Annotated in this window: 12 protein-coding genes and 3 pseudogenes; 4 read left to right on the forward strand and 11 right to left on the reverse strand. The window is 57.6% G+C overall.

The window, feature by feature from the left end; all coding sequences use genetic code 11:
• Positions 1 to 13 precede the first annotated feature (13 nt).
• The 4 genes from thrC to AC30D7_RS04695 all read left to right on the forward strand — a co-directional run bounded on the left by thrC (position 14) and on the right by AC30D7_RS04695 (position 4,423).
• Complete coding sequence (gene thrC, locus AC30D7_RS04680; RefSeq protein WP_490133245.1) at positions 14 to 1,402, forward strand: threonine synthase; 1,389 nt, start codon at positions 14 to 16, stop codon at positions 1,400 to 1,402.
• Entirely contained in the window at positions 1,399 to 1,836 is a 438-nt protein-coding gene (locus AC30D7_RS04685; protein ID WP_018925939.1) for an Lrp/AsnC family transcriptional regulator, read from the forward strand. Before thrC ends, AC30D7_RS04685 begins: the two co-directional genes overlap by 4 nt.
• 115 nt (positions 1,837 to 1,951) lie before the next feature.
• Positions 1,952 to 2,992: a homoserine dehydrogenase gene (locus tag AC30D7_RS04690; protein WP_490133280.1), complete on the forward strand. Its 1,041-nt coding sequence runs from the start codon at positions 1,952 to 1,954 to the stop codon at positions 2,990 to 2,992.
• A gap of 12 nt (positions 2,993 to 3,004) precedes the next feature.
• Positions 3,005 to 4,423 (forward strand): aldehyde dehydrogenase family protein, encoded by a 1,419-nt coding sequence (locus AC30D7_RS04695; protein WP_490133246.1) that lies wholly within the window; start codon positions 3,005 to 3,007, stop codon positions 4,421 to 4,423.
• 593 nt (positions 4,424 to 5,016) lie between these two features.
• Here the strand turns inward: AC30D7_RS04695 and ccmI are convergent.
• The 11 genes and pseudogenes from ccmI to benA form a co-directional block, all read right to left on the reverse strand.
• On the reverse strand, positions 5,017 to 6,231 hold the full coding sequence (ccmI, locus tag AC30D7_RS04700; protein ID WP_490133247.1) for a c-type cytochrome biogenesis protein CcmI: 1,215 nt from the start codon (positions 6,229 to 6,231) through the stop codon (positions 5,017 to 5,019).
• A 23-nt stretch (positions 6,232 to 6,254) separates the two neighbouring features.
• Positions 6,255 to 6,620 (reverse strand): annotated as a pseudogene (locus AC30D7_RS04705) (redoxin domain-containing protein); the annotation flags it as partial.
• Positions 6,617 to 7,105: pseudogene (locus tag AC30D7_RS04710) on the reverse strand (cytochrome c-type biogenesis CcmF C-terminal domain-containing protein); the annotation flags it as partial. The pseudogenes AC30D7_RS04710 and AC30D7_RS04705, both read right to left, overlap by 4 nt.
• A 354-nt stretch (positions 7,106 to 7,459) precedes the next feature.
• Positions 7,460 to 7,915 carry a cytochrome c maturation protein CcmE gene (gene ccmE, locus AC30D7_RS04715; protein WP_007939191.1) on the reverse strand — a complete coding sequence of 152 codons (456 nt, stop codon included), beginning with the start codon at positions 7,913 to 7,915 and terminating at the stop codon, positions 7,460 to 7,462.
• Positions 7,912 to 8,088: a heme exporter protein CcmD gene (gene ccmD, locus AC30D7_RS04720; RefSeq protein WP_007939192.1), complete on the reverse strand. Its 177-nt coding sequence runs from the start codon at positions 8,086 to 8,088 to the stop codon at positions 7,912 to 7,914. Before ccmD ends, ccmE begins: the two co-directional genes overlap by 4 nt.
• Positions 8,085 to 8,840, reverse strand: a complete 756-nt coding sequence (locus AC30D7_RS04725; RefSeq protein ID WP_028940003.1) for a heme ABC transporter permease — start codon at positions 8,838 to 8,840, stop codon at positions 8,085 to 8,087. Before AC30D7_RS04725 ends, ccmD begins: the two co-directional genes overlap by 4 nt.
• A 42-nt stretch (positions 8,841 to 8,882) precedes the next feature.
• Positions 8,883 to 9,185: pseudogene (locus AC30D7_RS04730) on the reverse strand (benzoate/H(+) symporter BenE family transporter); the annotation flags it as partial.
• A 16-nt stretch (positions 9,186 to 9,201) separates the two neighbouring features.
• Positions 9,202 to 9,963, reverse strand: coding sequence for a 1,6-dihydroxycyclohexa-2,4-diene-1-carboxylate dehydrogenase (locus AC30D7_RS04735; protein WP_490133248.1), 762 nt, complete (start codon positions 9,961 to 9,963; stop codon positions 9,202 to 9,204).
• A 64-nt stretch (positions 9,964 to 10,027) separates the two neighbouring features.
• Positions 10,028 to 11,038, reverse strand: a complete 1,011-nt coding sequence (gene benC / locus AC30D7_RS04740; RefSeq protein WP_490133249.1) for a benzoate 1,2-dioxygenase electron transfer component BenC — start codon at positions 11,036 to 11,038, stop codon at positions 10,028 to 10,030.
• A gap of 24 nt (positions 11,039 to 11,062) precedes the next feature.
• On the reverse strand, positions 11,063 to 11,551 hold the full coding sequence (gene benB / locus AC30D7_RS04745) for a benzoate 1,2-dioxygenase small subunit (RefSeq protein WP_490133250.1): 489 nt from the start codon (positions 11,549 to 11,551) through the stop codon (positions 11,063 to 11,065).
• Positions 11,551 to 12,906 (reverse strand): benzoate 1,2-dioxygenase large subunit, encoded by a 1,356-nt coding sequence (benA, locus tag AC30D7_RS04750; RefSeq protein ID WP_490133251.1) that lies wholly within the window; start codon positions 12,904 to 12,906, stop codon positions 11,551 to 11,553. Before benA ends, benB begins: the two co-directional genes overlap by 1 nt.
• Positions 12,907 to 13,062: the final 156 nt, after the last annotated feature.

Below are 13,062 nucleotides of genomic sequence, written 5' to 3' on the forward strand. Positions count from 1 at the left end.
ATTTGGAGTTGCCATGGATTATGTAAGCACTCGCGGCGGCGACATGCGTGCTGATTTTCGCAGTGTGGTTCTGTCTGGGCTCGCCGAAAATGGTGGTCTCTATGTCCCGGCCAGTTTGCCTGTCTTCACCGAGAAACAAATTGCCAGCTGGTCGTGGCTGCCGTTTGATGAGTTGGTTTGGCGAGTGATTTCGCCTTTTGTTGGTTCTTCCATAGACGAAAGCACCCTGCGTGCCTTGCTCAGTGACAGCTATCAACAATTCAAGCACCGCGCTGTTACGCCGCTTGAGCAGATCGGGCATAACGAGTGGATACTCCAGCTGTTTCATGGCCCGACCGGTTCTTCCAAGGATTTCGCCGCGCAATTGCAGTCGCGCCTGGTTGAGCATTTTCTGGAAGAGGTCGGTAGGGAAGCGTTGGTAGTCGGTGCAACTAACGGTGATACCGGCGTCGCGGCGCTTGAAGCCTTTGCTAACTGCCCAGCCGCCCGCATGGCGATACTGTATCCGCGCGACGGGCTTGCGCCTGAGCAACTCAGTGCCTTGCAGGCAGCCGACCCGCAGCGGGTTCAGCTGTTTCCGGTTGACGGTAATTTCGATGATTGCCAGACGCTGGTCTCCCGACTCTTGCGTGAGTGGCCGTTGGATGGAGTGTTGCCGGTCTGTTTCAACTCGACCAATTGGATCGGCGTCCTGGCCCAGATCGTTTTTTACTTCCACGCGGCCTTGCAACTGGGCGGTGGCTCGCGTCCCGTTGGCTTTAGCGTTCCAGCTGCCAGCTCGGCCGAAATCTACGCTGGTTACATTGCGCAGAAAATGGGATTACCGATCAATCAGGTGATCATTTCCACCAACAGCAATGATGCCCTGCACCAGTTTTTTCATTGCAATCGCTACTCCACCCGGATGACTAATCGAACCGTGTCGCCGGCGATGGATTTCTCGTTGTTTTCCAACCTGGAGCGGTTTATCTGGGAGATCTACGAGCACGATGGCTGCTCAACAAAAGCACTGATGGAGCATTTTGAAAGTTGCGGAGAAATGAGTATCGGCAACCAGCAATGGCTGCGCGCTCGAGTACTCTTCGACTCCTATGCCGTACACGAATCCCAGGTGCGTGATGAAGTAGTCGAACTGTTCCGAGAAACCGGCTCGGCCATCGATCCTCACACCGCTGTCGGTGTCCTGGCCGGCAGGCTTCATCGACGCAGCCTGGGCGCGCCGATGGTTACCTTCGGGCAAGTGGCGCCGACCAAGTCAGCGGCGCTGTTGGCCGAACTGGGTGTCTGGCAAACAAGCGTTCCGGGCACCATTGAGGTGCGCGCGCGACCACCGTACCTGGCCAAGGGCGATCTGGACGCTCTGTGCCAAGCTCTTCGTCTGGTGCAGTCGAGGCTTGCATGAAGCGCATTCTAGATCCGTTGGACGAACGCATACTGGCCGAGCTTACCGCCAATGCGCGAATTGCCCATATCGAACTGGGTGCCAAGATCAACTTGTCGCGCAATGCGGTGCGCCAGCGCATCGAGCGTCTTGAGCGTGACGGTGCGATCCAGGGCTATACGGTACTGCTCGGTGAGTCGCGGCGGCCTACATCACTTATCAGCGCGGTGATCTTTGTCTATCGCTACGACCGCATGCGTGGCGAAGAAGTACTGACTGCGCTGCGCTCCATTCCCGAAGTCGTGCAATGTGAAGTACTCAGTGGTGAGTTCGATTTAATGCTGCGTGTGAATGCCGCCACACCTGAACGTGTCCATCTCGTGTGGAAGGAAATCGCGGCCATGCCCGGGGTGGAAAACACCGTGACATCGTTCGTCCTTTCTGCGGTGTTTTGACAACATCGCGCTTGGGCAAAACGCTCAACTAATACAGCACTCTGCCATATTCAACTGCCAAAGCCCGCCTCTTAGGATGTTCCTATCGAACAACATCAATATAGGAACAGCGGTTATGACTGAGTACAAAATTGCCTTGGTAGGGTTTGGTGGCGTGAACCGTGGCTTCGCCCAATTGGTCGCCGATCGTAATGCCGAGTGGAAAGAGACCCTGGGCTTCACCATTAAAATTGTCGGGGTCACCGATCTGTTCCTCGGCTCAATCGTTGCCAAAGACGGTCTGGATGCAAAGCAGTTGGTGGCGCTGCCGGTTGAGAAGGGCGCATTCGCTCAACTGCCCGGCGGCAATGCTGAGGCCTTCAACGAAACCGTGATCAAGCATTCCGGTGCAGACATCATCGCTGAAGCCACTTTCACCAATCCGGTGGATGGCGAGCCCGCCACTACCTTTTGCCGCTGGGCCTTGGAAAGCGGCATTCATGTAGTGACCACCAATAAGGGGCCTATTGCGTTGCACGGTGCCGAGCTCAAGGCGTTGGCCCGTCGCAATCAGCTCGCTTTCGAATACGAGGGAGCGGTGATGAGTGGCACCCCCGTGATTCGTCTGGCCAAACAGGCCCTGGCGGGTGCCAACGTGCAAGGCTTCGAAGGCATCCTGAACGGCACTTCCAACTACGTGCTCACCCGGATGAAAGACGGCCTGGCGTTCAACGATGCCGTCGTCCAAGCGCAACAGCTCGGCTACGCCGAGGCAGATCCAACCGCCGATGTGGAAGGGTTTGACGTACGCCTCAAGGTGGTGATCCTGGCCAACGAACTGCTCAACGCACGACTGAATGTCAGCGATGTAGCGTGCTCGGGTATCAGCAATATCAGCGCGCAAGATATTGCCCAGGCAAGTGCCAATGGCGCGAGCTGGAAACTGATTGGCTCAGCCGATCGTGAAGCAGATGGCTCGGTTCGAGCGAGTGTGGAAGCTCGCTTACTGTCGAACTCACATCCTCTTGCCGGAATCAGCGGTGCTACGAATGCAGTGTCATTCAATACTGAACTGCTGGGAGCTGTCACGGTGTCCGGGCCTGGGGCAGGGCGCATCGAAACAGCCTTCGCATTGCTGTCGGACATCGTCGCCATCCACACCGCCCACGGCAAATAAAAGGAGATAGTCATGAGCGTATCCAGCATGGCCAGTATCCAGCTTGTTAATGCCAAAAAGATTGATGTGTTCAGTCCATTCGATGGTCGCCTGGTGGGAAGCGTCCCTTGCCTCGATGCCGCCGCCGTTCCCGGCTTGCTGGAACGTGCGCGAATTGGCGTGCGCGAGAGTGCAGCAATGCCTCGTCACCTGCGTGCACGCATTCTTGAGGAGGCGGCCCGGCGTGTAGAGCTTGAGGCTGAAGCGTTTGCCAAACTCATTGTTGCAGAGGCGGGGAAGACGCTGCGACAAGCAGAGAAGGAAGTAAAACGTTGTGTGAACACGCTGAAGCTATCGGCGGAAGAGGCTCGTCGTAACGCCGGGGAAGTGATTCCATTTGGGGCTTATGAAGGATCGGAGTCGCGTCAAGGTTGGTTCACGCGGGAACCGCTGGGGCTTATTGTCGCGATCACTCCCTACAACGACCCTCTGAACCTGGTCGCCCATAAACTTGGCCCGGCCATCGCCGGTGGTAATGCTGTGATCCTGAAGCCCTCGGAACTCGCGCCGTTGTCTGCTCTCAAGCTGGTTGAGTGCCTGGTGGAAGCGGGTCTTCCACCCACTGTGATTACCCCGGCAACTGGTGGCGTCGACTTGGGCAAAGCACTGGTCGAGGTTCGCGAAGTTCGGATGATTTCCTTTACGGGTGGTTTTGCCACGGGTGAGGCCATTGCTCGCAGTGCAGGATTGAAGAAGCTAGCGATGGATCTGGGAGGAAATGCCCCGGTTCTTGTGCTTGAAGATTGTGATATCGAACCGACCGTGGAGTCCTGTGTGTCTGGTGCTTTTTGGGCTGCTGGGCAGAATTGCATCGGCACTCAACGCATCCTTGTACATCGTTCAATTTATGAGGACTTCCGTGAGCGTTTTGTCAGCCAAACGCGTGCCTTGGTAGTGGGTGATCCTGACCAGCGAGCAACGGATGTAGGCCCGATGATTACGGAACAGGCGGCCCGTCGTACCGAGCAATTGGTCAATGAAGCGCTGGCCGAGGGGGCCGTTCTTCTGTGTGGGCACCATCGCCAAGCGGGAAGCTATGCGCCGACCGTGCTTCAGCACGTGAGGCATAGCAGCACGATTTGGAAGCAGGAAGTCTTCGCGCCGGTGGTTATCCTGGAGCCTTTCGACCATCTGGAAGACGCCATTGCGCTGGCCAATGCAACAGAGTACAGCTTGCACGCAGGCCTTTTCACACGTGATATTTCCAAAGCTTTGAAACTGGCACGTCAGATTGAAGCCGGTGGCGTGATGATCAATGACTCTTCCGATTATCGTTTCGATGCCATGCCTTTCGGTGGTTTTAAATACGGAAGTTTGGGGCGAGAAGGTGTTCGGTTTGCGTATGAGGACATGACGCAGCCTAAAGTGGTCTGCATCAGCGAATTGGATTAAACCTGCGAAGTGAATTCGTTATCGACTTACATCGGGTGGACGAATGTTTCTGACGCCCGATGTCCTCTGTGCTAAAAAATTGGACAGGGTAGACATTGGCACAGGACGGCTCTGACGCCGTGCGGAGCTTGAACTCAAGAATAGAAAGTTCCTAGCAGACACATCATTTAACATAATATACATTACACGTAACATCATATTTCAAGATTGCCCCGGTCATACGCAGTTTTTGTCGAAATTACTTGTTGCGACTCACGATTCACCGGACAAAACACAGCGTGACCAAAAAGTCACGAATCACCGGAAAATCCCCAGGTTTTTGTGCAGCTCTTATTGAACTGGTAATGGATGATTCAGCGCAAAAAAACGGAGTACTTCCGGATGATGGGCGTAGATCAGTTTGCGATGACGAAACCAGGTTCCATCTTCCTTCCCACAGCGCGAGGCGGGATCCGCGATTTAGCTTACCTAATGTCGTGGCAAGCTATCACACTGCTGGCGTTAGCCATGGTGGGCGCAGAAACTATGCCGCACTGTAATCAGTCGTCCCATCACCGTACGGTCCAAGCCAAATCAGCGCACCAGTGTATGGATTATTCGTCGATGATCGAGTCAGACGTGTCAATGATCAGCCTTTGGGATTTTGTGGTGCTACTGGCCAAAGGTTGGCTACGACCGATCCATTCGCCGGCAGTCGGTTGGCCGGCGCGGGAGATGCGCGCAACCAGTTGGACTTCGGGGAAGTTCGACAGTTTCAACTGGGGCATCATTGCATCCGCATCGCCCAGCTCGACGGTCGCTGGCAGGTCGGCAACGGTCAGACGCTTGGCCGCCAATGGTGCGGGCGGGCCTGCGGTGGCGCGGGCGAAGATGAACACGCTGTCGCCGGGCTGGACCTTGGCTTTCAATTCCGGTGCAAGATCGACATGCACCTTGAGCCGTGCTGCAGCTTTGACTGCAGGCGCCTGAGCCACCTTGCCACCGCTGGCTTCAAGCTTCTCGGCGGCCTTGGCGATGCCGCCTTGCAGCGCGACACGGGACTGATCATCCGGCGGCAGTTGCACCAACAGGCGATTCCAGTAGTCGATGGCGTCCTGGTAACGCTCGCCTTCGAAGGCTGCGATGCCCAGCAGACCGAGGCTGGTGACCTCCTTCGGATCGGCTTTCAGTGCTTCGTCCGTCAGGGCCTGGACCTTGTCCGACCACTTCTTGCCATCGGCGAAGTATTGAGCCTGAGCCCACTGCCCGAGCAGTTCCGGCTGGCGACCGGCCAGGTTCACGGTACGCTCGAAGATCTTCGCCGCATCGCCAGGGCGCTCCTGAGCCATGTAAGTGCGGCCGAGGAAGTACAGGCCTTCGGCTGAATCCGGTTGGGCCGCAACGGCACGTTCCAGGCGACGGGTCATGTCTTCCATCGACTGCGGTGCCTGGGCGAACTCGCGGGTCAGCTCGACTTTGTCACTGGCACCGAAATGCAGGTACAGCCCAAGGCCCAGCACGGGCACCAGAATTGCCGCCAGCAATGGCCATGGCTTGCCCAGACGCGACACTCGCGGTGCCTCGACGCCTTCGGTGTCGGCCAGCAGTTCACGGGCGGCTTCGGCGCGGCCGGCATTCATTTGCTCGGCGTTGAGCACGCCCTCTTCCTGCTGAGTCTGCAACTCAGCCACGCGCTCCTGATACAGCGCGACGTTCAGCGCCGTACGATCCTCTTCAAGCTGGGCGCGACGACCGCGCAGAACGGGGATCAGCAAAAAACTCAGGGCTACCAGAAGCAGCAGGCCTGCAGCGAGCCAGAAATCAATCATGCTTGGTTTTATCCAACAGGTGGGTCACGGACGTCCAGTTGATACGGGTTGTGGAACTCGGCCAGCCACTTCAAGGCGTCTGCATTGGTGTCCTTGTAGTTGATGCCGTAGATCACCACGCCCTTCTCGGCCAGTTTGTTCAACACCGGGTGCTCGACCCGGCAGGAAATGCACCAGGTGCCCCAGACGTTGACCAGCGCCGGTTTACCCATAATGTCCGCTTTGGTCAGGGTTTTGTCGCCCTGCACCGAGGGCAGGGAAAACTCCGGGAACGGCTTGTCGATCATCGCCGAGGGCAACTCGGCCGGGTTCAGGTACAGCCCCCGATACAGAAAAACAGCAACCACCAGAAAAATCGCCAGCGGCAACAGCATCAACCAACGTCTCATGCGGTGGCTCCCGTCATGCCGAGCGCTTCACGCACGCGGCTTTTTACCTTGACTCGATAACGGCGATCCAGCGCCGCCAACAACCCGCCTACACCGGTGAGCAGCCCACCGAACCAGATCCAGCGCACGAACGGTTTGACGTGCACGCGAACCGCCCAGGCGCCCTCGCCCAACGGCTCGCCCAGTGCGACGTACAGGTCACGGGTGAAACCGGCGTCGATCCCGGCCTCGGTCATCATCGAGTTCTGCACCGTGTACAGACGTTTTTCCGGGTGCAGCACGCTGACTTCCTTACCGTCGCGGATCACCCGTATGGTGCCCTTGTCGGAGGTGAAATTCGGGCCTTCGAAGTGCTTGGCGCCTTCGAACACAAACTGGTAACCGGCCAGGCTCATGGACTCACCCGGTGCCAGGCGCAGATCACGCTCGGCGCTGTTCTGGCTCGACAACACGACACCCAGCGCGCACACGGCAATGCCCAAGAAGGTCCAGCCGCCGAGAATCAACGCCCACAGCAGCAACGAACCTTCGTGAGCGCCCCACACGGCGCTGAACTTGTAGTACCACGGCAGCGCGCTGTTGGAGTTGCTGGCCACGTAGGCGACGGAGAAGTCGTCCGCCATGAACGCATAGGTCAGGCAACCGAAGGCGAACAGCAAAAACGCGAACTGCCCCCACGCGGCCGGCTGGGCCAGGCTCATCCACAAACGGTCGCCGCGCCAGGCACCGAGCAACGGCACCACGGCCTGCACCAACGCAAAACACAACGCCAGGATCATGGCCAGATGGCCGAGCTCCGGGATGAACAGCCCTGAACTGTAAAGTGCGGAAGTCATCCGTTAGCCCTCCTTGGCTGGCGTAGGTGCCGACTGACCACTGTCTTTCAACGCCTTGGTCACTTCCGGTGGCATGTACTTCTCGTCGTGCTTGGCCAGCACTTCGTCGGCCACCACCACGCCATCAGCGTTGAGCTTGCCGAGGGCAACGATGCCCTGCCCTTCGCGGAACAGGTCCGGCAGGATGCCGCGATAGCTGATGGTCACGGATTTGTTGAAGTCGGTGACGATGAATTTCACGTCCAGGGAATCGCCGGAACGTTGCAGCGAGCCTTTTTCGACCATGCCGCCCGCACGGATGCGCGTGTCTTGCGGCGCTTCGCCATTGGCGATCTGGGTCGGGGTGTAAAACAGATTGATGTTCTGCTGCAGGGCGCTCAGGGCCAGGCCGACGGCAGCGCCGACACCGACCAGGATCGCGAGAATGATGACAAGACGCTTTTTACGCAGCGGATTCACTGGCCGTTCTCCCGGCGCAAACGACGCGCCTCTTGTTGCAGATACCGCTTGCGGGCCAGGATCGGCGCCGCCACGTTGAGGGCCAGCACCGCCAGGCAAATGCCATAGGCTGACCAGACATACAGGCCGTGATGGCCCATGGCGAGAAAGTCGCCGAATGAAGCGAAACTCATCGAGCGGCCTCCAGACTGTTCTGCACTTCGGATTTCACCCAGCTCGCCCGGGCTTCGCGCTTGAGCACTTCAAGGCGCATGCGCAGCAACAGCACCGCGCCGAAGAAACAGTAGAAACCCAGCACCGTCAGCAGCAGTGGCAGCCACATCTCGGCAGGCATCGCCGGTTTTTCGGTGAGGGTGAACGTCGCGCCCTGGTGCAGGGTGTTCCACCACTCCACCGAGTATTTGATGATCGGGATGTTGATCACGCCGACAATCGCCAGCACCGCGCAGGCCTTGGCCGCGCTGTCACGATTGCTGATGGCGTTGCCCAGCGCAATAAGACCGAAGTACAGAAACAGCAGAATCAACATGGACGTAAGTCGCGCATCCCAGACCCACCACGAACCCCAGGTCGGTTTGCCCCAGATCGCGCCGGTGACCAGCGCTACGGCGGTCATCCAGGCACCGATCGGGGCCGCGCATTGCAGGGCGACATCGGCCAGTTTCATTTTCCACACCAGCCCGACAACGCCGCACACAGCCAGCATCACGTAAATGGACTGCGCCAGCATGGCGGCGGGAACATGGATATAGATGATTCGAAAGCTGTTGCCTTGCTGGTAGTCCGGTGGCGCGAAGGCCAGGCCCCAGACCACGCCGACGCTAATCAGCAGCAACGCCGCGACGCTCAGCCAGGGCAGCATTTTGCCGCTGATGCCGTAAAACCATTTTGGCGAGCCGAGCTTATGAAACCAGGTCCAGTTCATTGCTGTTTCCATCACGGGTACTCTTTGCAATGAAGAGTCAGGGAACGAAATTCCCGAAGCAGTAAGAGAAAGTTTAATAATCCTGCGTTGTACTCTATCGGTTCGCTCAGGCTGCACACTAACGCGTCTCCTATTGCTCCGTGCAGAGCAAAACCTACGAGTGCCGCGATCAGGGCGCATGGAAATGCGGCCAACAATGAAATTAACGTTGCCCCCGCTATACCAAACAACAGATACGTTGTACTCCAGGAAAGTACCGCGATATAGCGGCGACCAGCACCCCTCATGCGCCTCGCAACCGGTCCAAAGGCACGCCGTAACTACCGCCAAGTTCAGACCGTGACAAAGAGTAGTTCTCGAATCAGCCGAGATCGCCACCACCTACTGGCAAGATCACGCCAGTAATATAGGAGGCGTCATCCGAAGCAAGGAACAGGATCGCTCCGACCTGCTCGTCGAGGTTGCCGTAGCGTTTCATCAGGCTGCTATTGATGGTCTGGTCGACGATCTGCTGGTACCAGACTTTCTCTTCGGCGCTCTGCTCGGCACTATTACGCGGCACCCGCCGTGGAGGTGCCTCGGTCCCGCCCGGCGCAGTGGCATTGACACGTACGCCGCGACCGGCCGTTTCGAAGGCCAAGCAGGCCGTCAGCGCGTTCACCCCGCCCTTGGCTGCGCCGTAAGGGACGCGGTTGATACTACGGGTGGCGATGGAAGAAACATTGACGATGGAGCCACTGCCCTGATCGAGCATGTATGGCAGCGCTGCATGGCAGCACCATAGCGTCGGGAAAAGCGAACGGCGTACTTCAGCCTCGATCTGCGCAACTTCGTAGTGCTCGAAGGGTTTGGCCCAGATAGTCCCGCCGACATTGTTGATAAGCACATCCAGGCGTTCGAAACGCTCGACCGCTGCAGCCATCACCCGGCTACATTCACTGTGCTGCTCAAGGTCAGCGGTCAGGGTGAGCACGCCCTCGCCCGCCAGCTCGTGGACCAGTTCGGAACGATCAACCGCCACCAAGCGAGCGCCTTCGGCCAGCAACCGTTCGCACACCTGACGTCCAATGCCCTGCGCCGCGCCGGTGACCAGCGCGACCTTGTTTTCGAATCTGTTGTTCATGACAACCTCGAATAAATAAGGGATCGGCCTTACCGACACGATGCGGTCGACCCCGTAAACGGATTCAGGCTACGGCTGCTGCGAACTTCTCGTAGTAGAAGTTCGCAGGCGTGATGCCCTGTTCGCGGATGTAGTGACTGACCGCTTCGACCATCGGGGGCGGACCACACAAATACACATCGACGTCGCCTTCATTGAGGTGGCGTGGCTCGATGTGCTGGGTGACGTAGCCTTTGAGCGGATATAGGCTTTCCGGGTTGGCCACACAGGCACTGAAGGTGAAATTGGGGATGCGCACAACGAAGGCCTTAAGGCGATCCAGTTCAACCAAGTCGAAATCGTTGGTCACGCCGTAGATCAGGTGTACCGGATGCTTGCTACCCTCTTCGGCGATCTTCTCCAGCATTGCTGTGAACGGCGCCAGCCCCGTGCCACCTGCTAACAACAACAGTGGACGTTGGATCTCACGCAGATAGAAACTGCCCAGCGGACCTGCCAGGGTCATGCTGTCACCGGTCTTGGCCAGACCAGTAAGGAAGCTACTCATCAACCCGCCCGGCACGTTGCGGATCAGGAAGCTGACCTCGCCGTTTTTCTGCAGAGAGCTAAAGGAATAGGCGCGAGACTGCTCGCTACCGGGCACGCCGAGGTTGACGTACTGCCCAGGGAGGAATGACAGGTTGCCGAGTGCCTCGCCCTTGATTGACAGCGCAATAGTACTGTCGGATAGCTGGCATACCTTGCTGATGCTGGCCTGATAGCTGGCCTGTTCGGTCTTGCAGACCTGCGACGAGGTCGGCACCCGCACCACGCAGTCGCTCTCTGCACGCATCTGGCAAGTCAGCACATAACCCAGCTGAGCCTCTTCCTCGCTCAGCGCGTCTTCGATGTATTCCTGGCCCAGGTCGTAACGGCCGGCCTCGGCAAAGCACTTACAGGTACCGCAGGCGCCGTCGCGGCAGTCCAGAGGAATGTTGATGCCCTGGCGGTAGGCGGCATCGGCCACAGTTTCGTCAGCGGTGGCGTCAATGAAGCGGGTGACCCCGTCCTCAAAATTCAAAGCGATTTTGTGCATGACGCACCTCGTGCATAGCTGCAATCAGATGTGGTAGACATCGATAACCTGACGGACGTAGTCGTTCTTGAGGACCACTTTCTTGGCCTTTATCAGCGGGCGCTCGCCGCGCACATCAAGGGTGTAGAAGCTGGTGCCAAAGTAACTGTCGACGGTCTTGTAGCGAAAGCTCAGGGTGTGCCAGTTGAAGCGCAGGAGACACAGTTCGTCGCCCTGCTCGAGCAGTTCCAGGTTGCTGATGTTATGTGAGGTACGCGTATCGGGCATGGTCGCGCTGGATCGCTCGGTCTTGATCCGGAATACCCGGTCTTCCAGGCCGCCACGGTTGCCGTACCAGATCAGCGAGATTTCCCGCTGTGGATCTTCGGTGAGCTGGTCGTTGTCATCCCACGCCGGCATCCAGAAGGTTGCGTCGGTGGCATAGCACTCCAACCAATTGTCCCACTGGCTGTCGTCCAGGTAGCGCGCCTCTTCGTAGAGAAAGTCACGCACTTGCTCAAAGGAAATACTCATTAAACGGTCTCCACTGGAATCAACTGCTGGTCGGTAGTGAGTGCTTTGAGCATGGTTTCCTGCCAGTACTTGTGCTGCAGTACGAACAGGCCTTCATCTTCGGTACGCACACCGCTGAGCAGTGGGTGCAGATCGATTTCCTGGGCGGCGGCATCGGCACCTTCGACCCAGTGCGCGGCACCACGGGACATGTCGTTCCAACCACGGCCACCCTGGTAGCCCATCTGGCAAGAGCGGAATTCTTCGAGGTCATCCGGTGTAGCCATGCCACTGACATTGAAGAAGTCTTCGTACTGACGAATGCGTTGCGAGCGCGCTTCAGCACTCTCCCCTTTTGGGGCGATGCAGTAGATGGTGATCTCGGTCTTGTCCACGGCGAGTGGCCGTGCAATGCGGATCTGCGAGCTGAACTGATCCATCAGATAGACGTTGGGGTACAAGCACAGGTTTCGAGAGTTCTCAATCATCCAGTTGGCGCGGGCCTGGCCGAAGTCGGCGGCCAGTTCGTCGCGGCGTTCGAACAGTGGACGGTCCTCTGGGTTGGCCCAGCGGGTCCATAGCAGCAGATGCCCCTTGTCGAAGGAATAAAAACCGCCACCATTCTTGGCCCACCCACCGGCACTCATGGTTTTTACTTCATCGCCGGCCTCGCGCAGCTTGCGCTGGGCTTGGGTGGCAGCATAGTTCCAGTGCACGGCGCTGACATGGTAACCGTCAGCACCGTTTTCAGCGGTCAGCTTCCAGTTGCCTTCATAGATGTACGAGGAAGAGCCACGCAGCACTTCCAAGCCTTCGGTCGACTGGTCGACGATCATGTCGATGATCTTCGCCGATTCACCCAAGTGCTCCACTAGCGGTACCACGTCAGGATTGAGGCTGCCGAACAGAAAACCGCGATAGGACTCGAAGCGAGCGACCTTTGTCAGGTCATGGGAACCTTCGCAATTGAAGCTCGGCGGGTAACCGGCATCAACAGGATCCTTGACCTTTAGCAATTTACCGGAGTTATTGAAAGTCCAGCCATGAAAGGGACAAGTGTAGGACGATTTATTGCCGGTCTTGTGTCGGCAGAGCATGGCGCCACGATGGCTGCAGGCGTTGAGGAAAGCGTTGAGCACCCCATCCTTGTTGCGAGCAATGAAGATCGACTGACGCCCCATAGTAGTAGTGAGGAAGTCATTTTTCTCGGGAATTTGGCTTTCGTGGGCAAGGTATAGCCAGTTACCTTCGAAGATATGTTTCATTTCGAGGTCAAACAGGCGCGGGTCAGTGAACATCTCGCGTTTGCAGCGGTAGACGCCCTTATCACGATCTTCTTCAAGCAAAGAGTTAAGGTATTCGAATCCCAAGGACATAGCCGTAGCCTCCGTTGTTATTGTTCAGGCCTACATAAACTAGCGTTCACCATCGCAGATGGATATCCGATTACTGCCGACCACCATCCGTTTCTTGCTACACTAAAGTAAAGCCAGTTTTTACATCCTAAAAAACAATCATGTCGAGCCGGCCAA

The organism is Pseudomonas sp. DF5, from assembly GCF_058148225.1.